Origin of the sequence: Enterobacter cloacae complex sp. CDL013, assembly GCF_049238805.1 — a bacterium.
Lineage (GTDB): Bacteria > Pseudomonadota > Gammaproteobacteria > Enterobacterales > Enterobacteriaceae > Enterobacter > Enterobacter hormaechei_C.
Genome location: NZ_JBMKGT010000004.1, coordinates 162,692 through 182,550, shown reverse-complemented (window position 1 = coordinate 182,550; position 19,859 = coordinate 162,692). Strand labels below are relative to the sequence as shown.

Here is a 19,859-nt window from a genome sequence, read left to right as displayed (position 1 = left end):
TTGACTTTTACATGGCAAATCCCCAGAATGCCGCCGTTTGCCAAAAATCCGCTGGCAACACATTTGCATTGATCCATGATATGGTTATGAATTAATATGCAAATAAAGTGAGTGAATATTCTCTGGAGGGTGTTTTGATTAAGTCAGCGCTATTGGTTCTGGAAGACGGAACCCAGTTTATCGGTCGGGCCATAGGGGCAACGGGTTCGGCGGTTGGGGAAGTCGTTTTCAATACTTCAATGACCGGTTATCAAGAAATCCTCACTGATCCTTCCTATTCTCGCCAAATCGTTACTCTTACTTATCCTCATATCGGCAATGTCGGCACCAATGCGGCTGACGAAGAATCCTCTCAGGTACATGCGCAAGGCCTGGTCATTCGCGACCTGCCGCTGATTGCCAGCAACTTCCGCAACACCGAAGACCTCTCTTCTTACCTGAAGCGCCATAACATTGTGGCGATTGCCGATATCGATACCCGTAAGCTGACGCGTCTGCTGCGCGAGAAGGGCGCACAAAACGGTTGTATCATCGCAGGGGATAACCTCGATGCGACGCTGGCGCTGGAAAAAGCGAAAGCCTTCCCGGGTCTGAACGGTATGGACCTGGCGAAAGAAGTGACCACGGCGGAAGCCTACAGCTGGACGCAGGGTAGCTGGACGCTGGAAGGCGACCTGCCGGAAGCGAAACCGGAAAGCGAGCTGCCGTTCCACGTGGTGGCCTACGATTTTGGCGCCAAGCGCAACATCCTGCGTATGCTGGTTGACCGTGGCTGCCGCCTGACGGTCGTCCCGGCACAAACGTCTGCGGAAGATGTTCTGAAGATGAACCCGGACGGCATCTTCCTCTCTAACGGTCCTGGCGACCCGGCGCCGTGCGACTACGCTATCGACGCCATCAAGTCCTTCCTTGAAACCGATATCCCGGTATTCGGCATCTGTCTCGGCCATCAGCTGCTGGCGCTGGCGAGCGGAGCGAACACCGTCAAGATGAAGTTCGGCCACCACGGTGGTAACCACCCGGTGAAAGATATCGACAACAACACGGTGATGATCACCGCGCAGAACCACGGCTTCGCTGTGGATGAAGCGACGATGCCGGCTAACCTGCGCGTGACGCACAAATCACTGTTCGATGGTACCTTGCAGGGTATCCATCGTACCGATAAGCCTGCGTTCAGCTTCCAGGGCCACCCTGAAGCCAGCCCGGGCCCACACGATGCCGCACCGCTGTTCGATCACTTCATCGAACTTATTGAGCAATACCGTAAGATCGCTAAATAATCAGGAGCTGAGAAGACCATGCCAAAACGTACAGACATAAAAAGCATCCTGATCCTTGGCGCTGGCCCGATTGTCATCGGCCAGGCCTGTGAATTTGACTACTCTGGCGCGCAGGCGTGTAAAGCCCTGCGTGAAGAGGGTTACCGCGTCATTCTGGTGAACTCTAACCCGGCCACCATCATGACCGACCCGGAAATGGCGGATGCGACCTACATCGAGCCAATTCACTGGGAAGTGGTACGCAAAATTATCGAGAAAGAGCGTCCGGACGCGGTGCTGCCGACCATGGGCGGCCAGACGGCGCTGAACTGTGCGCTGGAGCTGGAGCGTCAGGGCGTGCTGGAAGAGTTCGGCGTGACCATGATCGGTGCGACCGCCGACGCGATTGATAAAGCAGAAGACCGTCGCCGCTTCGACGTGGCAATGAAAAAAATTGGCCTTGATACCGCGCGTTCCGGTATCGCGCACAATATGGAAGAAGCGCTGGCCGTTGCGGCTGAAGTGGGCTATCCGTGCATCATCCGTCCATCGTTCACCATGGGCGGCACCGGCGGCGGCATTGCCTACAACCGCGAAGAGTTTGAAGAGATTTGTGAGCGCGGCCTGGATCTCTCCCCAACCAAAGAGCTGCTGATTGATGAATCGCTGATTGGCTGGAAAGAGTACGAGATGGAAGTGGTGCGTGATAAAAACGACAACTGCATCATCGTCTGCTCCATCGAAAACTTTGACGCGATGGGGATCCACACCGGCGACTCTATCACCGTTGCGCCAGCTCAGACGCTGACCGACAAAGAGTACCAAATCATGCGTAACGCCTCGATGGCGGTACTGCGTGAAATCGGCGTGGAAACCGGCGGCTCTAACGTGCAGTTCTCGGTGAACCCGAAAACCGGCCGTCTGATTGTTATCGAAATGAACCCGCGCGTGTCCCGTTCCTCCGCGCTGGCCTCCAAAGCCACCGGCTTCCCGATTGCGAAGGTGGCGGCGAAACTGGCGGTGGGTTACACCCTTGACGAGCTGATGAACGACATCACCGGTGGCCGCACCCCTGCGTCCTTCGAGCCGTCCATCGACTACGTTGTGACTAAAATTCCTCGCTTTAACTTCGAGAAATTCGCCGGCGCCAACGACCGTCTGACCACCCAGATGAAATCTGTTGGTGAAGTCATGGCGATTGGCCGCACGCAGCAGGAATCCCTGCAAAAAGCGCTGCGTGGCCTGGAAGTGGGCGCGACCGGCTTTGACCCGAAAGTCAGCCTGGACGACCCGGAAGCGCTGACCAAAATCCGCCGTGAGCTGAAAGACGCGGGCGCAGAGCGTATCTGGTACATCGCCGATGCCTTCCGCGCGGGCCTGTCCGTCGACGGTGTATTTAACCTGACTAACATTGACCGCTGGTTCCTGGTGCAGATTGAAGAGCTGGTGCGTCTGGAAGAGAAAGTGGCGGAGCTGGGCATCAACGGCCTGGACGCTGACTTCCTGCGTATGCTGAAGCGTAAAGGCTTCGCCGATGCGCGTCTGGCTAAACTGGCGGGCGTGCGCGAAGCGGAGATCCGCAAGCTGCGCGACCAGTATGACCTGCATCCGGTTTACAAGCGCGTGGACACCTGTGCGGCAGAGTTCTCGACCGATACCGCGTACATGTACTCCACCTATGAAGACGAGTGCGAAGCGAACCCGTCCGTCGACCGCGACAAGATTATGGTGCTGGGCGGCGGTCCAAACCGTATCGGCCAGGGCATCGAGTTTGACTACTGCTGCGTACACGCCTCTCTGGCGCTGCGCGAAGACGGTTACGAGACCATCATGGTCAACTGTAACCCGGAAACCGTCTCGACCGACTACGATACCTCTGACCGCCTCTACTTCGAGCCGGTTACCCTGGAGGACGTGCTGGAAATCGTGCGCATCGAGAAGCCAAAAGGCGTGATCGTGCAGTACGGCGGCCAGACTCCGCTGAAGCTGGCGCGCGCGCTGGAAGCAGCAGGTGTACCGGTTATCGGCACCAGCCCGGATGCGATTGACCGTGCGGAAGACCGCGAGCGTTTCCAGCAGGCGGTTGACCGTCTCAAGCTGAAACAGCCGGCGAACGCCACCGTGACCGCGATTGAAATGGCCGTTGAGAAAGCGAAAGAGATCGGCTACCCGCTGGTGGTGCGTCCATCCTACGTACTGGGCGGCCGCGCGATGGAAATCGTCTACGACGAAGCGGACCTGCGTCGCTACTTCCAGACGGCGGTGAGCGTTTCCAACGATGCGCCAGTGCTGCTCGACCGCTTCCTCGACGACGCGGTTGAAGTCGACGTGGATGCCATCTGCGACGGCGAAATGGTGCTGATTGGCGGCATCATGGAGCACATCGAGCAGGCGGGCGTGCACTCGGGTGACTCCGCCTGTTCTCTGCCAGCGTACACCCTGAGCCAGGAGATTCAGGACGTGATGCGCCAGCAGGTGCAGAAGCTGGCCTTCGAGCTTCAGGTTCGCGGCCTGATGAACGTTCAGTTCGCGGTAAAAGACAACGAAGTCTATCTGATTGAAGTCAACCCGCGTGCGGCGCGTACCGTACCGTTTGTCTCTAAAGCGACCGGTATTCCGCTGGCGAAAGTGGCGGCGCGCGTGATGGCTGGCCAGACGCTGGCTCAGCAGGGCGTCACGAAAGAAATCATCCCGCCGTACTACTCGGTGAAAGAGGTGGTGCTGCCGTTCAACAAATTCCCGGGCGTTGACCCGCTGTTAGGGCCAGAGATGCGCTCTACCGGGGAAGTAATGGGCGTGGGCCGCACCTTCGCAGAAGCGTTTGCGAAAGCGCAGCTGGGCAGTAGCTCCACCATGAGAAAATCTGGCCGTGCGCTGCTCTCCGTTCGCGAAGGCGATAAAGAGCGCGTGGTTGACCTGGCCGCCAAGCTGCTGAAACAGGGCTTCGAGCTGGACGCCACTCACGGTACGGCGATTGTGTTGGGTGAAGCGGGTATCAACCCGCGTCTGGTGAACAAAGTGCATGAAGGTCGTCCGCACATTCAGGATCGTATCAAGAATGGCGAATATACCTACATCATCAACACCACCGCAGGACGCCAGGCGATTGAAGACTCCAAGCTGATTCGCCGCAGCGCGCTGCAATACAAAGTGCACTACGACACCACCCTGAACGGCGGTTTCGCAACAGCGATGGCGCTGAATGCGGATGCCACCGAGAAGGTGATTTCGGTGCAGGAAATGCACGCGCAGATTAGCAAGTAACCCCCATTGCCCGGTACCGTTCGGTTACCGGGCAATTTTCCCATCTTAAGAACCTTCTGGTTTTTCATCCGCTTTCAGTCAGTTAGCCTAAAATAGTTAGGTCGATAACGAAAATTCAACTGAGAGCAGGGGAATACACCATGCAAAATAAATTACTGATCGCTTCCGTTCTGGCTGCCACCGCAATGTTCACCGTGGCGGGCTGTTCGTCCAATCAGGCCGTAAAAACCACCGATGGCAAAACGATTGTTACTGACGGGAAACCGCAGGTGGATGACGATACCGGTCTGGTATCGTACAAAAACGCCGAAACCGGTCAAACTGAACAGATTAACCGCGACCAGGTTAAATCAATGGGTGAGCTGGATAACTAAAAAAAGCAGTGGCACATGCCACTGCTTTTTTGCTTCAGAATGATCGATTACCACCGATGGTTTAGCAAAATATGACCGCCGTATGCGGCATAGCTGTTTTCACCCCATTCGCCGCTGGCTCGCAGGGAGATTGTCGTGGTTTCGTTCAGGTTGCCGGTTACGCCCAGCTCTAACTGACCACGATCTTCCGGCGTATCGTTGCTGACGGTCTCGTCGTTGAATGCCAGATCGTTTTGACCAGCACCTTTCAACCAGTTAACCGCGACGTACGGCTGCCAGGCCTTGACGTCCTTCTGCTGGAAGTAGCTTGCTTTAACGCCGAGACGACCAAAGACGCTGTCGTTGTCCAGGGTAGTGACGCGTACGCCGTCGCGATCGGTATGATTTTCCTGATCGAGATAGCTGTAGATCACCTGCGCCTGCGGCTCGATCTTCCAGGTACGTTCATTTTCTGACTGGATAACCCACGCGTGGCCGACTTCAACAGACGCGGCGAAACCTTCGCTATCGTAGTCTTCGTCGTTGCGGTTGCTGGTGACTTTGTTGTTGTACCAGCTGTATGCGGCCCAGGTATCAACGTAGCTGCCCAGACGTAATTTCTGATCTTCCTGCCAGGTGGCGTAAAGCCCAACATTGAAACCATCAACCTTACCCTGAGCGTCACGCACGTTGTGCTTCGCATCAGAGTGGGTCTTCGCCTGGCCTGCACCGAACATCCCGCCAGCACGCAGGATACCGTTATCCATTGGCTTGCTCATGAAATCGCTGCCGACTTGCAGTACGGTCGTGGTGGTGTCATAGCTGACTTTATCGCCACCCGCATCCTTCTCGTGATAGCGACCCTTAACGTACATCCAGGTGTTCAGGTCGTCTTCATTGCGGAAGGTGATCTGGTCGCGATCGTCACGTTTATGCAGGAACATGCCCTGTGCGGCAAGGTAGTTGCCTAAGTACGCACCCACTTCAGGCGCCATGACTTCCGGCGCATTGTTACCGCCGTTGTCAGTGCTACCACCGTTGTCGGTGTTGCCGCCGTTGTCAGTGTTACCGCCGTTGTCGGTGTTACCGCCGTTGTCGGTGTTGCCGCCGTTGTCAGTGTTACCGCCGTTATCGGTGTTACCGCCGTTGTCGGTGTTACCGCCGTTGTCGGTGTTGCCGCCGTTGTCAGTGTTACCGCCGTTATCGGTGTTACCGCCGTTATCGGTGTTACCGCCGTTATCGGTGTTGCCGCCGTTATCGGTGTTGCCGCCATCATCGGTATTGCCACCGTCATCGGTGTCGTCAGAAGGATCATCAGAAGGCGTCGCCTTTGATTCCAGATACCAGTTGCCGTCACTGTGCTGGTAGAGGTTATATTCCCAGGCGCCTGCGACGACCGGTTTTGCCAGCGTCAGTTGGGCTTCGGAACTGCCGCCGATGCTGACAATTTCCATACCGTTAATGGTTTGCGCGCCTGCGCCGCCAATGTTGGTAATGCTGACGCCGGACTGACCGAAGCTGCTGCCCGTAATAGTGAGGTGGTCAGTTGGTGAATTATCTTCACCCAGGGTGCTGTTCATCACAATCTGGCTACCGTCAGAGCCGGTGTAGTCGCCATTAATCGTAAAATTATTGCCAACGCTATTATCAGCCGCACTGAGTAACAGCGTACCACCATTAGTCACGTTGCCGTTGATGGTATCGACGCCGGAAGCGCTGAGCGTGGAGTTACCCTGGACGGCATTCCATGCCGCCAGCGTACCGCCGCTAAGAACCGCGATGTTGTTGTTCACTTCGCCTGCGGTGGCAAAGGTCGCGCCATTTTCAACGGTAACAGTGGCGTTACTGCCCTTGACGCCGAGCGTTGCGCCGGTGGAGACCAGCGTGGTGCCGCCGTGCAGAACCGTATCCCCTGTGTAGCTATTTTTGCCCGTCAGGGTCAGGGTGTTGGAGTCTACTTTTTCGACGTTACCGCTACCGGTCATGTCGGTGGCGAAAGTGAAATCGCTACCCTGATTGAAAATGACGGTACCGTTGTTGGTGATCCCACCGCTGAGCATCGCAGTTTTTTCGCCATCGCCCAGTTGCAGCGAGGCGTGTTTGGCCACCCGCGTATTACCGGTGTTGGATACTTCGCCCGCCAGGGTTAACGCGCCCTTGTCTATCATCAAGGAGTCGCCAGAGCCAATAATGTCAATATCGCCCGACAGCGCCCAGTTTTCGCCGTTCATTGTGACGCTGGCAAAACCGTCCCCTTCATTCAGACCCACAAAATTGCTGTCTTCTGTACCGGTGCCGATCAGAGTGAGGGTGTTTCCCGTGGAATTGGTGGAAATAACGTCACCGACAAGGACGGAACCCGTATCAAGCACCAGCGTGTTATTTTTATTGCTGGCAAACATTATAGCGGCTGTATTACCACTAATCGTTCCGCTATTCTTGATATCCAATTTTGCAGTATCTTTTACATTGATACCGTTCTCGGTTCCCTGCACAAGGGCACTGTTAGTAAGCTTGGTGTTGCCATTAGTTGCCGTAATAGCATCACCATTTGTACCGATAATTGCGCCACTGTTATTAATGCCAATACCATACCGAGTACTTAGACCCGTTTTTCCTTTTATCATTCCGGTGCTGGTATTGATAATGTTTACTGCGGAAGAGTTTTCGCCGACAAACATGCCATTTTCCGCACCGATAATATTTCCACTGTTATTAAAATCACCGAGCATTGACTGAATATTAACAGCATTCGCGGTGGTGGAGGAAATGGTTGCACCGATGTCGTTATTAATTAAAATGCGCTGTTCACCTGTATTAATATCCAGGCCATTTCCCGTGCCAGAAATATTGCCATAATTAGTGGTAGTAGTGGTAGTAAACCCAGTGACAGACACCGCCGCTTCACTACCCGCGGAGGATATCGTCACGTCTTTATTAATAACATATTCAGCATCGGCTGAAAAATCTTGAGGGACTGAGGTTGATTGATCAATGATTGCAGAAAATGCAACCGCGGGGGTGCATATCAACAAAGCAGGAAATATCTTCCCTAGAGTTTTGGTTGTATTATTTAATTTGAAGAATTTTTTGCTCATGTACACATCCATTTGAGTGAGAAGGAACATCAGATAACGTGTGTAAAACGTATATTGACTATCTTTAAGGTTGAGCTCAAAACAAAAAAGCATAAAATTATTATTTTTTCAATGAGTTATGTACAGGTTGATTTATTAAAATATGACTTAAGATAATCTAAAAATATTCGTTAAAAATATGAGTCTGCATAATCATTTTGCAGGGTTAATTCGTCGCTAGCGTGGTGCTCCTTCTTTCGCGTCAGTCGCGTTTGTATGGCGACAAAGGTTGCCAATCCTTGCGATTTGCTTTGAAGCGGTCGTTAGCCTCTTTCAGTTGGGGGGGGAACTGTCTACACTCATTGCTACAAGAAAAGCAGAAGACAGGCATATTCATGGTTCTGATAATTTATGCGCACCCCTATCCGCAGCATTCGCATGCGAATAAGCGGATGCTTGAGCAGGCAAGGACGCTCGAAAACGTAGAGATACGTTCCCTCTATCAACTCTATCCTGATTTTAATATCGATGTCGCCGCCGAACAGGAGGCGCTCTCTCGTGCCGATCTGATCGTCTGGCAGCATCCGATGCAGTGGTACAGCACCCCTCCGCTGCTGAAATTGTGGATCGACAAAGTTTTCTCCCACGGTTGGGCATACGGACACAACGGCAACGCGCTTCATGGCAAAAGCCTGATGTGGGCTGTTACCACCGGCGGGGGGGAAAGCCATTTTGAGATTGGCGCCTTCCCTGGATTTGACGTGCTGGCGCAGCCGCTCCAGGCTACTGCCCTTTACTGCGGTCTGAACTGGCTTCCGCCTTTTGCGATGCACTGTACCTTTGTCTGCGACGATGAAACCTTGCAGGCGCAGGCTCGTCACTACAAACAACGCTTACTTGAGTGGCAGGAGACGCACAATGGATAGCCATACGCTGATACAGGCGCTGATTTACCTCGGCGCGGCGGCATTAATTGTGCCCGTGGCGGTTCGTCTGGGGCTGGGCTCGGTGCTCGGCTATCTGATTGCCGGGTGTGTAATTGGCCCCTGGGGTTTTCGGCTGGTGACGGATGCCGAGTCGATCCTGCATTTTGCGGAGATCGGCGTGGTGCTTATGCTGTTCGTGATTGGCCTGGAGTTGGATCCGCAGCGGCTGTGGAAACTGCGCGCCTCGGTGTTTGGCGGAGGTGCTCTGCAAATGCTGGCCTGCGGTCTGCTGTTGGGCGGGTTCTGCATTCTGCTCGGGATGGAGTGGAAAGTCGCGGAGTTGATCGGCATGACGCTGGCGCTCTCCTCGACGGCTATTGCCATGCAGGCTATGAACGAGCGTAACCTGACGGTGTCGCAAATGGGGCGCAGCACCTTCTCCGTACTGTTGTTCCAGGATATTGCTGCCATCCCGCTGGTGGCGATGATCCCGCTGCTGGCAACCAGCGGCGCATCAACGACGCTGGGGGCATTTGCCTTATCAGCGCTGAAGGTTGTTGGTGCGCTGGCGCTGGTTGTTCTGCTTGGTCGCTACGTAACGCGTCCGCTGCTGCGCTTTGTTGCTCGCTCTGGCCTGCGCGAAGTATTCAGCGCCGTTGCGTTATTCCTGGTGTTTGGTTTTGGATTGCTGCTTGAAGAGGCCGGGCTGTCGATGGCAATGGGCGCCTTCCTCGCGGGGGTCTTACTGGCTAGCTCCGAATACCGTCACGCGCTGGAAAGCGATATCGAGCCGTTTAAAGGATTGCTGCTGGGGCTATTTTTCATCGGCGTCGGGATGTCTATCGACTTCGGGACGCTGGTGACCCATCCGCTGCGCATCATCATTCTGCTGGTGGGTTTCCTGGTCATTAAAATGGCGATGCTGTGGCTGATCGCCCGCCCGTTAAACGTGCCAAAACCGCAGCGCCGCTGGTTTGCCGTGCTGCTGGGGCAGGGGAGTGAGTTTGCTTTCGTGGTCTTTGGCGCAGCGCAGATGGCAAATGTACTCGATCCGGAATGGGCAAAAGCGCTGACGCTGGCGGTTGCGCTGTCGATGGCCGCAACGCCGATCCTGCTGGTGTTGCTGACGCGTCTGGAAAAAACGGGAAGCGAACAGGAACGAGAAGCCGATGAGATCGACGAGGAGCAGCCGCGGGTGATCATCGCCGGATTTGGTCGCTTCGGGCAGATTACCGGCCGTTTACTGCTCTCCAGCGGAGTCAAAATGGTTATCCTCGATCACGATCCTGACCATGTGGATACGCTGCGTAAATTCGATATGAAAGTATTTTACGGTGATGCGACCCGGGTTGATCTGCTGGAATCCGCCGGCGCGGCGAAGGCCGAGGTACTGATTAACGCCATCGACGATCCAGAGACCAGTATGCAGATGGTTGAGCTGGTCAAAGAGCATTTTCCGCATCTGACCATTATCTCTCGTGCGCGCGATGTGGATCATTACATCCAGCTGCGTCAGGCGGGTGTGGCAGCCCCTGAACGTGAAACCTTCGAAGGGGCGCTCAAATCTGGCCGCATGGCGCTGGAAAGCCTGGGACTTGGCGCGTATGAAGCGCGTGAGCGTGCCGATTTATTCCGCCGTTTTAACCATGAGATGGTGGAAGAGATGGTGGCGATGGCGAGCAGTACGGCAACCGAACGCGCTGCGGTGTTTAAACGCACCAGCACCATGCTGACGGAGATCATCAACGAGGATCGTAATCACCTGTCGCTGGTTCAGCGCCACGGCTGGCAAGGAACGGAAGAGGGCAAGCATACCGGTGATCCTGAGGATGAACCGGAGAGTAAACCCTCTGCGTGAAGTGGAGTTGCCAGCAATATTAAAAAATTTCTAATTCTTTACCCTGCCGCCAGTCGACGAAAGATTAAGCTTTCCGTATAGTGGCGGCAATTTTTTGCATCCGGGAAATTTTCAATGATCAGTCTGATTGCAGCGCTGGCGGTAGACCGCGTTATCGGCATGGAAAACGCCATGCCGTGGAACCTGCCTGCCGATCTCGCATGGTTTAAACGTACTACGTTAAACAAGCCGGTAGTGATGGGCCGCCTGACCTGGGAGTCGATTGGTCGTCCATTGCCGGGTCGTAAGAATATTGTGATCAGTAGCCAGCCGGGCACTGACGATCGCGTGCAGTGGGTTAAGTCCGTTGATGAAGCCATTGCCGCCTGCGGCGATGCCGAAGAGATCATGGTGATCGGCGGCGGGCGTGTGTATGAGCAGTTCCTGCCAAAAGCGCAGAAACTGTATCTGACGCACATTGATGCGGAAGTGGAAGGGGATACCCATTTCCCGGATTACGATCCGGACGAGTGGGAGTCTGTATTCAGTGAGTTTCACGATGCGGATGCGCAAAACTCGCACAGCTACTGCTTCGAAATTCTGGAACGTCGTTAACGGTTTTATCCTCTCCTCGAAGGGAGAGGATAAACATCTTCAGGAGGCGACCGCCTCACCTTCGCCTAAGTCCAGCTGTCGGTTGGATGGCTGCACAAAGTAGGTCTTATCTTCCCAGCGTAAGCAGGTTAAATCCCCGCCCCAGCAGCATCCGGTATCCAGCGCGTAGATATTTTCCGGGGTGCCTTTTCCTTCCAGCGATGCCCAGTGCCCAAATACCACGCTATATTCGTTTGTCACGGGGCCCGGAATGGCAAACCACGGCTTAAGCGGCGCAGGCGCATTTTCCGGCGTATCTTTGCAATACATATCCAGCTGTCCGTTCGGGAAGCAGTAGCGCATGCGCGTAAAGGCATTGGTGATAAAACGCAGTCGCGCCAGGCCGCTGAGATCATCACTCCAGTTATTTGGCATGTCGCCGTACATCGCATCAAGGAAGAACGGGTAGGAGTCGCTCGCCAGCACCGCTTCGGTGTCGCGCGCGCAGGTTTTTGCCGTCTCAAGATCCCACTGAGGCGTGATGCCGGCATGCGCCATCACCAGTTTTTTCTCTTCGTCAATCTGTAGCAGTGGCTGGCGACGCAGCCAGTTGAGCAACTCATCGGCATCCGGCGCTTCCAGCAGGGGGGTAATGCGATCTTTCGGCTTATTACGGCTGATCCCGGCGTATACGGCCAGCAGATGCAGATCGTGGTTGCCCAGCACCATGCGCACGCTGTCGCCCAGCGATTTGACATAGCGGAGGACGTCCAGAGAACCGGGACCGCGCGCCACTAAGTCGCCCGTCAGCCAGAGCGTATCCTGCCCGGGGGTGAAGTCGACCTGTTTTAATAATGCGATCAGTTCATCGTAGCAACCGTGAACGTCGCCAATCAGATATGTAGACATTAGATTAATGAATAAGTGTAGGTACGGCGAGACGGAATACGGGAATAGCAATGCGGAAAGCATTACCGTCGGCATCGACCATTTCGTAATGGCCCTGCATGGTACCCAGCGGCGTTTCAATTACCGCGCCGCTGGTGTACTGATACTCTTCGCCAGGGGCGATATGGGGTTGTTCACCGACCACACCTTCGCCCTGGACTTCAATTTCACGGCCATTGCCGTTGGTGATAAGCCAGTAGCGCCCGAGCAGTTGCACAGGCATCCGCCCCAGATTGCGAATGGTTACGGTATAAGCAAAGACAAAACGTTCTTCATCCGGTGTGGATTGGGACTCAATGTAGACGCTTTGAACCTGAACACAGACGCGGGGCGAATCAATCATGGCTTAGCTCTCCTTCGGCGGCGCATTGTCGCTGATGTAATTAGCCAGCTTGCAGTACTGCTCTACGGAAATATTTTCCGCACGCATTGCCGGGTCGATGCCCAACTCAGCTAATACGTCAACGGTAAACAGATTGCCAAGGCTGTTACGAATCGTTTTACGGCGCTGGTTAAAGGCTTCTGTCGTGATACGGCTCAGCACGCGCAGGTCTTTGACCGGGTACGGCATCGTTTTATGTGGCACCAGGCGCACAACCGCAGAATCTACCTTTGGCGGTGGCGTGAATGCGGAAGGCGGTACTTCTAATACCGGGATCACGTTGCAGTAATATTGCGCCATCACGCTTAAACGACCATACGCTTTACTGTTCGGCCCTGCAACCAGACGGTTAACGACCTCTTTTTGCAACATGAAGTGCATGTCGGCAATGGCATCAGTATAGCTAAACAGATGGAACATCAGCGGGGTGGAGATGTTGTACGGCAGGTTACCGAACACGCGCAGCGGCTGTCCCATTTTTTCTGACAGTTCGCCAAAGTTCATGGTCATCGCATCCTGCTGATAAATCGTCAGCTTCGGCCCGAGGAACGGGTGCGTTTGCAGACGCGCGGCCAGATCGCGGTCGAGTTCGATAACGGTCAGTTCGTCGAGGCGTTCGCCTACCGGCTCGGTCAGCGCGGCAAGACCCGGGCCGATTTCGACCATGGCCTGACCTTTCTGCGGATTAATGGCAGAAACGATACTGTCGATCACAAATTGATCGTTGAGGAAGTTTTGCCCGAAGCGTTTACGGGCTAAGTGGCCCTGATGGACTCGATTAGTCATTGAGTATTAACAATCATTTTGATGGCGAGATTAAGCGCCGTAATAAAACTGCCGACATCCGCTTTTCCCTGGCCTGCCAGATCCAGCGCAGTACCGTGGTCAACGGACGTTCGAATAAAGGGTAAACCGAGGGTGATATTCACCCCGCGGCCAAAGCCCTGGTATTTTAGCACGGGCAGACCCTGATCGTGGTACATCGCGAGTACGGCATCGGCTTTATCCAGGTATTTGGGCTGGAAAAGGGTGTCGGCAGGCAGAGGCCCGCTGAGGTTCATCCCCTTCGCCCGCATCTCCTCAAGCGCCGGAATGATGGTGTCGATCTCTTCAGTGCCCATATGTCCGCCTTCACCCGCGTGCGGATTCAGGCCGCAAACCAGCACATGCGGCTGCGGAATGCCGAATTTGGTTTGCAGATCGTGATGCAAAATGCCAATGATCTCACGCAGGAGTTCAGGCGTAATGGCATCCGGAATGGCTTTGATCGGCAGGTGCGTTGTTACCAGCGCAACGCGCATTGCTTCGGTTGCCAGCATCATCACCACTTTCGGGCTGTTCGAACGCTCTTCGAAAAATTCGGTATGCCCGGTAAACGGAATGCCCGCGTCATTGATCACGCCTTTATGCACCGGACCGGTGATCAGGGCGGCAAATTCGCCCTGAAGGCAACCGTCACAGGCGCGCGCCAGCGTCTCGACAACGTAGTGGCCGTTTTCGTTGTGTAACTCGCCGGGGACAACAGGCGCACGGAGCGGAACAGAAAGCAGGGTGAGAGTACCAGACTGCTGCGGTGCGGGCTGTTGGCCTTCAACGTAAGGGAGGAGCGTTAAAGGCAGACCGAGCAAAGCTGCCCGGTCTTGTAACAGTGTTGCATCTGCACAGACAACCAACTCTACCGGCCAGCTGCGCTGGGCGAGCTGAACCACCAGGTCAGGCCCAATCCCGGCGGGTTCGCCGGGGGTGATCACAACACGATGCGGTTTCATCAGTTGCTCAACACTTTCACGTAAGCGCTGGCGCGTTGTTCCTGCATCCAGGTTGCGGCTTCTTCAGAGAACTTACGGTTAAACAGCATGCGATACGCGCGGTCTTTCTGCGCCGCGTCGGTTTTATCCACGTTGCGCGTGTCCATCAGCTGGATCAGATGCCAGCCGAAGGAGGAGTGTACCGGCGCGCTCATCTGGCCTTTATTCAGCTTCATTAACGCATCGCGGAAAGCCGGATCGTAAATATCAGCGGCCGCCCAACCCAGGTCACCGCCCTGGTTTGCAGAGCCAGGATCCTGAGAGAACTCTTTTGCTGCTTTATCGAAGGTGGTTTTACCGCTCTTGATGTCTGCGGCGATCTGTTCCAGCTTCGCACGGGCCTGATCGTCAGTCATGATCGGAGACGGCTTAAGCAGGATATGACGCGCGTGAACTTCAGTAACCGAAATGTTCTGGCTCTGGCCGCGCAGGTCGTTCACTTTCAGAATGTGGAAGCCCACACCGGAACGGATTGGACCGACGATATCGCCTTTCTTCGCGGTGCTCAGCGCCTGGGCAAACAGGGATGGCAGCTCCTGAATACGCCCCCAGCCCATCTGGCCGCCTTTCAGCGCCTGCTGGTCAGCGGAATAGGTGATCGCCAGCTTGCCGAAGTCATCGCCATTACGCGCCTGCTCAACGATAGCGCGCGCCTGGCTTTCCGCCTCTGCCGCCTGATCGGAGGTTGGGTTTTCCGGCAGTGGGATCAGGATGTGGCTCAGGTTAAGCTCTGTACTGGCATCATTCTGATTCCCCACCTGTTTTGCCAGGGCATCCACTTCCTGCGGCAGGATGGTGACGCGGCGACGGACTTCATTATTACGCACTTCTGAAATCAGCATCTCTTTACGGATCTGATTGCGGTAGGTGGCGTAGCTGATGCCGTCATAGGCGAGGCGGCTACGCATCTGGTCCGGGGTAATGTTGTTCTGCTTTGCAATGTTGGCGATCGCCTGATCGAGCTGCTCGTCAGAGATCTTCACACCCATTTTCTGGCCCATTTGCAGGACAATCTGATCCATGATCAAACGTTCCAGGATCTGGTGGCGCAGCGTAGCGTCATCCGGAAGTTGTTGACCTGCCTGGCCCGAGTTGAGCTTTACAGATTTCATCAAACCGTCAACGTCACTTTCAAGCACGACGCCGTTGTTAACCACAGCCGCGACTTTATCGACAACCTGTGGGGCCGCGAAGCTGGTATTCGCAACCATAGCGACACCGAGTAGCAGCGTTTTCCAGTTCTTCATACTTTTTCCATTTCAATTAACCGCAAAGCGGATTACGTTGTAAATCAAGCATATTACAATGAACTACGATACGGCAGAATGTTCGAGCGCAGCATCTGCTGCGTGCCCAGACCGTAGTTAGAACTCAGGCCGCGCAACTCGATATTAAAGCCAATCACGTTATCGTATTTACCCTGACTGTTTTGCGTATCCCAACCGTTAAGTTTGCGTTCGTAACCGACACGTATTGCGTAACAGCAGGAGTTATATTGCAGACCCAGCATCTGGTCAGCAGGTTTTTGTGCATTCGTGTCATAGTAGTAGGCCCCGACGACTGACCAACGATCGGCAATCGGCCAGCTCGCGGCGGTACCCACCTGTGAAATACCGTCTTTGTATTGGTCTGTATTCGCATAGTTTGGCAGTGTCGCCTGGATATACTCCGGGCTGGCGTAACGGTACGTTAACTGCAACATGCGGTCTTCATCACGACGATATTCGATGGCAGCGCTGCCCGTCGCGATATTGTCCAGTCGTGTATCGTATTGAACACCACCGCGCAGACCCCAACGATCCGTCATGCGCCAGTAGGTGTCGCCTGCCCATACCAGTGAGCCCGTTTTGTTGTCTTTCTCCCAGTTAATGTCGTCATCACCGGTGCGAGACTCGGTGAAATAGTAGATTTGACCAACAGAAACGTTAAAACGTTCAACGGCAGCATCATCATATACGCGCGTTGTGACGCCGGTCGTTAACTGGTTAGCAGACGCAATACGGTCAAGGCCGCCGTAGGTACGGTCACGGAACAGGCCGCTGTAGTCTGATTGCAGGAAGGACGAGTCATAGTTTTGAATTTTGCTCTGATCGCGATAAGGCACATAAAGATACTGCATACGTGGCTCAAGCGTCTGGGTGTATCCATCCGCGAGAAGAGCCATATCACGTTCGAAAATCAGCTTCCCGTCCATTTTGAATTGCGGAAGCGTACGGTTTACCGATTCTTCAAGATCGGTGCCATAACGTTTGTTATACCAGTCCAGATTCTTCTGTTGGTAGTGGGTGGCCATCACTTTGGCTTCGGTATTCAGACTCGCCCAGTCGTTTGACCACGGCAGGTTGATCGTCGGCTCGATATGCAGACGCGTTGATTCCGGCATATCCGAGTTGGTGTTGACGAAATGGACCGCCTGAGCGTAAACGCGCGTGTCGAAAGGACCCACATCGTTCTGATACCAGTTCACGTCCAGCTGCGGCTCGGCACCATAGGTACTACGCGATTGCGTATCAAACACCTGGAACTGTTTGGTCGACACCGTCGCGTCAAAGTTCTCAATGGCGTAGCCCACGCTGAATTTCTGCGTGGCGTAACCGTCGGTACTGGAGCCGTATTTAGAATCAAAGTCGTTGAAGTAATACGGATCGCTGACTTTGGTGTAGTCGATGTTGAAGCGCCACACCTGATCCAATACCCCGGCGTGCTTCCAGTAGTACATCCAGCGGTGCTTATCACCTTCGCTCGGATGCTCGTCCTGGAAGACCTTATCTGATGGCAGATAATCAAATTCCATCAGACCCGCGCCCGCCTTGGTCAGATAGCGGAATTCGTTCTCCCACATGATGTTGCCGCGCTTATGGATATAGTGCGGCGTGATCGTGGCGTCCATGTTAGGCGCAATGTTCCAGTAGTACGGCAGGTAGAACTCAAAGTAGTTCGATGTGCTGTACTTGGCGTTCGGGATCAGGAAACCTGAACGACGTTTGTCACCCACGGGCAGTTGCAGGTAAGGACTATAGAAAATGGGCACCGGGCCGAGTTTAAAACGAGCGTTCCAGATCTCTGCAACCTGTTCTTCACGGTCGTGGATCACTTCACTGCCCACAACGCTCCAGGTATTTGACCCTGGCAAACAGGAGGTAAACGTGCCGTTTTCGAGAATGGTGTAGCGGTTTTCGCCGCGCTGCTTCATCAGGTCCGCGGTACCGCGCCCCTGACGACCGACCATCTGGTAATCACCTTCCCAGACGTTGGTGTCTTTGGTATTCAGATTCGACCAGGCTTTCGGACCTTTCAGGATGACCTGATTGTCGTCATAGTGCACATTACCCAGCGCATCCACCGTACGGACAGGCGCCTGAGCACCTTCCGGTTGCTTCTGGTGCAATTGCACTTCGTCAGCAAGCAGGCGACTGTTGCCCTGGTTAATATCGACATTGCCCGTAAAGGTTGCATTGTCAGGATAATTACCTTTTGCGCTGTCGGCATTAATGGTGACGGGTAAGTCATTCGTATCGCCTTTCACCAGTGGGCGATTGTAACTTGGGACGCCAAGCATACACTGCGAGGCGAGATCGGCTGCGAGCCCCTGTTGGCTATACAGGGCGGTGCCAATCATTGTGGCCAGAAGGGTGGGGATACGTTTTTTCATACGTTGTATTTTATTGTTCCGTCATCAGTGGCTACGGCTTACAAACGCTCAGAGACTATCTTACTCATCAGCGCAGTACCAGCGTTAATCCTGCCCGTTTGCGCGCCAGAGTGTTAGGCTCGCTATCGAATGACGAGTATGATAATGCAAATTATAGGCGATGTCCCTCAATTGACCGTGGCGCGACCACTGTAATGATGGCGTTGCGTCGGCCAGGAACATGACCATTCGGGGAGTATATGCAGTATTGGGGTAAAATAATCGGCGTTGCGTTCGCAATTATTATGGGTGCCGGATTCTGGGGTGTCGTTCTTGGCCTCATTATCGGCCATATGTTTGATAAAGCACGCAGCCGCAAAATGGCCTGGTTTGCCAACCAGCGCGAGCGCCAGTCACTCTTTTTCTCCACCACCTTCGAGGTGATGGGGCACTTAACCAAATCAAAAGGGCGCGTAACGGAGGCCGATATTCAGGTGGCCAGCGTCTTTATGGATCGCATGAATCTGCACGGCGAATCCCGCATCGCAGCGCAGAATGCGTTCCGGATTGGTAAATCAGATAACTACCCGCTGCGTGAAAAAATGCGGCAGTTCCGTAGCATCTGTTTCGGGCGTTTTGATTTAATTCGGATGTTTCTGGAAATTCAAATCCAGGCCGCCTTCGCGGATGGTTCTCTGCATCCGAATGAACGGGACGTTTTATATGTGATTGCCGAAGAGCTGGGCATTTCCCGCACGCAGTTCGACCAGTTCCTGCGTATGATGCAGGGCGGCGCGCAGTTTGGCGGTGGTTATCAGCAACAGCACTCCTCTGGCGGCTGGCAGCAGGCGCAGCGTGGCCCTACGCTTGAAGATGCCTGCAACGTCCTCGGCGTGAAGCCGTCTGACGATGTCACGACCATCAAACGCGCCTATCGTAAGCTGATGAGCGAGCACCATCCGGATAAGCTGGTGGCGAAAGGCCTGCCGCCAGAGATGATGGAGATGGCGAAGCAAAAAGCGCAGGAAATTCAGAAAGCCTACGAGCTGATTAAAGAGCAGAAAGGTTTTAAATAAAAAATGGCCCGACAGTGTCGGGCCATTTTTTCAGAAGTCCACCGGGGCTTTGAACGTCATGGCGTTGCCGAAAGCAGGGTGGGTAATGGTGAGCGTCTGCGCATGCAGTTGCAGGCGCGGCGCTAAGGCCAGCGCTTCTGGCGGCGCATAGAATCTGTCCCCCAGAATCGGGTGACCCATCGCAAGCATATGCACACGCAGCTGGTGGGAGCGCCCGGTAATCGGCTTTAGCAGGACGCGCGCGGTGTTATCAGGCGCGTACTCCAGCACTTCATACTCGGTTTGCGCGGCCTTGCCGGTTTCATAACACACCTTCTGCTTTGGCCGGTTCGGCCAGTCGCAAATCAGCGGTAAATCCACCAGCCCTTCCGCCTGCGCCGGATGACCCCAGACGCGCGCGACATACTGCTTCTTCGGCTCGCGCTCGCGGAACTGACGCTTCAGCTCGCGTTCTGCCGCTTTATTCAGAGCCACCACAATCACGCCGCTGGTCGCCATATCCAGACGATGGACAGACTCGGCCTGGGGATAATCACGCTGGATACGCGTCATCACGCTGTCTTTATGCTCTTCCAGACGCCCCGGCACGGATAACAAGCCGCTCGGCTTGTTAACCACCATAATGTGCTCATCCTGATACAGAATGACCAGCCACGGATCCATCGGGGGATTGTAGGGCTCCATTACCATCTTGCGCTCCG

Annotated in this window: 15 protein-coding genes; 7 read left to right on the top strand and 8 right to left on the bottom strand. The window is 54.6% G+C overall.

The window, feature by feature from the left end:
• The first annotated feature begins 134 nt into the window (after positions 1-134).
• The 3 genes from carA (at position 135) to ACOTXD_RS09145 (ending at position 4,900) form a co-directional block, all read left to right on the top strand.
• Positions 135-1,283 (top strand): glutamine-hydrolyzing carbamoyl-phosphate synthase small subunit, encoded by a 1,149-nt coding sequence (gene carA, locus ACOTXD_RS09155; protein ID WP_032608475.1) that lies wholly within the window; start codon positions 135-137, stop codon positions 1,281-1,283.
• Between the two features lie 18 nt (positions 1,284-1,301).
• Positions 1,302-4,526 carry a carbamoyl-phosphate synthase large subunit gene (carB, locus tag ACOTXD_RS09150; protein ID WP_023315370.1) on the top strand — a complete coding sequence of 1,075 codons (3,225 nt, stop codon included), beginning with the start codon at positions 1,302-1,304 and terminating at the stop codon, positions 4,524-4,526.
• 140 nt (positions 4,527-4,666) lie between these two features.
• Positions 4,667-4,900 (top strand): YgdI/YgdR family lipoprotein, encoded by a 234-nt coding sequence (locus ACOTXD_RS09145; RefSeq protein WP_003856439.1) that lies wholly within the window; start codon positions 4,667-4,669, stop codon positions 4,898-4,900.
• A 47-nt stretch (positions 4,901-4,947) separates the two neighbouring features.
• Here ACOTXD_RS09145 and ACOTXD_RS09140 read toward each other — a convergent pair whose 3' ends face one another.
• A complete protein-coding gene (locus tag ACOTXD_RS09140) occupies positions 4,948-7,977 on the bottom strand; it encodes an autotransporter outer membrane beta-barrel domain-containing protein (protein ID WP_126501109.1) in 3,030 nt (1,009 codons plus the stop codon).
• Positions 7,978-8,351: 374 nt separating this feature from the next.
• Here ACOTXD_RS09140 and kefF point away from each other — a divergent pair, with 374 nt between their 5' ends.
• The 3 genes from kefF (at position 8,352) to folA (ending at position 11,334) form a co-directional block, all read left to right on the top strand.
• On the top strand, positions 8,352-8,882 hold the full coding sequence (kefF, locus tag ACOTXD_RS09135) for a glutathione-regulated potassium-efflux system oxidoreductase KefF (protein WP_003856435.1): 531 nt from the start codon (positions 8,352-8,354) through the stop codon (positions 8,880-8,882).
• Positions 8,875-10,740 (top strand): glutathione-regulated potassium-efflux system protein KefC, encoded by a 1,866-nt coding sequence (kefC, locus tag ACOTXD_RS09130; RefSeq protein WP_003856433.1) that lies wholly within the window; start codon positions 8,875-8,877, stop codon positions 10,738-10,740. The genes kefF and kefC overlap by 8 nt, the downstream gene beginning before the upstream one ends.
• A gap of 114 nt (positions 10,741-10,854) precedes the next feature.
• Complete coding sequence (folA, locus tag ACOTXD_RS09125) at positions 10,855-11,334, top strand: type 3 dihydrofolate reductase (RefSeq protein ID WP_003856431.1); 480 nt, start codon at positions 10,855-10,857, stop codon at positions 11,332-11,334.
• A gap of 39 nt (positions 11,335-11,373) precedes the next feature.
• On the opposite strand, the gene apaH is transcribed toward folA, so the two are convergent.
• From apaH to lptD, 6 genes are read right to left on the bottom strand one after another with little or no spacing between them, the layout of a single operon-like run.
• Positions 11,374-12,222: a bis(5'-nucleosyl)-tetraphosphatase (symmetrical) ApaH gene (gene apaH, locus ACOTXD_RS09120; protein ID WP_023324139.1), complete on the bottom strand. Its 849-nt coding sequence runs from the start codon at positions 12,220-12,222 to the stop codon at positions 11,374-11,376.
• 4 nt (positions 12,223-12,226) lie between these two features.
• Complete coding sequence (gene apaG, locus ACOTXD_RS09115) at positions 12,227-12,604, bottom strand: Co2+/Mg2+ efflux protein ApaG (RefSeq protein ID WP_003856425.1); 378 nt, start codon at positions 12,602-12,604, stop codon at positions 12,227-12,229.
• A gap of 3 nt (positions 12,605-12,607) precedes the next feature.
• Complete coding sequence (gene rsmA, locus ACOTXD_RS09110; protein WP_003856423.1) at positions 12,608-13,429, bottom strand: 16S rRNA (adenine(1518)-N(6)/adenine(1519)-N(6))-dimethyltransferase RsmA; 822 nt, start codon at positions 13,427-13,429, stop codon at positions 12,608-12,610.
• Positions 13,426-14,412 carry a 4-hydroxythreonine-4-phosphate dehydrogenase PdxA gene (gene pdxA / locus ACOTXD_RS09105; RefSeq protein WP_061856019.1) on the bottom strand — a complete coding sequence of 329 codons (987 nt, stop codon included), beginning with the start codon at positions 14,410-14,412 and terminating at the stop codon, positions 13,426-13,428. Before pdxA ends, rsmA begins: the two co-directional genes overlap by 4 nt.
• Positions 14,412-15,698, bottom strand: a complete 1,287-nt coding sequence (surA, locus tag ACOTXD_RS09100) for a peptidylprolyl isomerase SurA (protein WP_003856417.1) — start codon at positions 15,696-15,698, stop codon at positions 14,412-14,414. The genes pdxA and surA overlap by 1 nt, the downstream gene beginning before the upstream one ends.
• 53 nt (positions 15,699-15,751) lie before the next feature.
• Entirely contained in the window at positions 15,752-18,103 is a 2,352-nt protein-coding gene (gene lptD / locus ACOTXD_RS09095; RefSeq protein ID WP_006810140.1) for an LPS assembly protein LptD, read from the bottom strand.
• 239 nt (positions 18,104-18,342) lie between these two features.
• Between lptD and djlA the strand changes: the two genes are divergently transcribed.
• Positions 18,343-19,158: a co-chaperone DjlA gene (gene djlA / locus ACOTXD_RS09090; RefSeq protein WP_045342594.1), complete on the top strand. Its 816-nt coding sequence runs from the start codon at positions 18,343-18,345 to the stop codon at positions 19,156-19,158.
• 30 nt (positions 19,159-19,188) lie between these two features.
• Here djlA and rluA read toward each other — a convergent pair whose 3' ends face one another.
• Entirely contained in the window at positions 19,189-19,848 is a 660-nt protein-coding gene (gene rluA, locus ACOTXD_RS09085) for a bifunctional tRNA pseudouridine(32) synthase/23S rRNA pseudouridine(746) synthase RluA (protein ID WP_003856412.1), read from the bottom strand.
• Positions 19,849-19,859 lie beyond the last annotated feature (11 nt).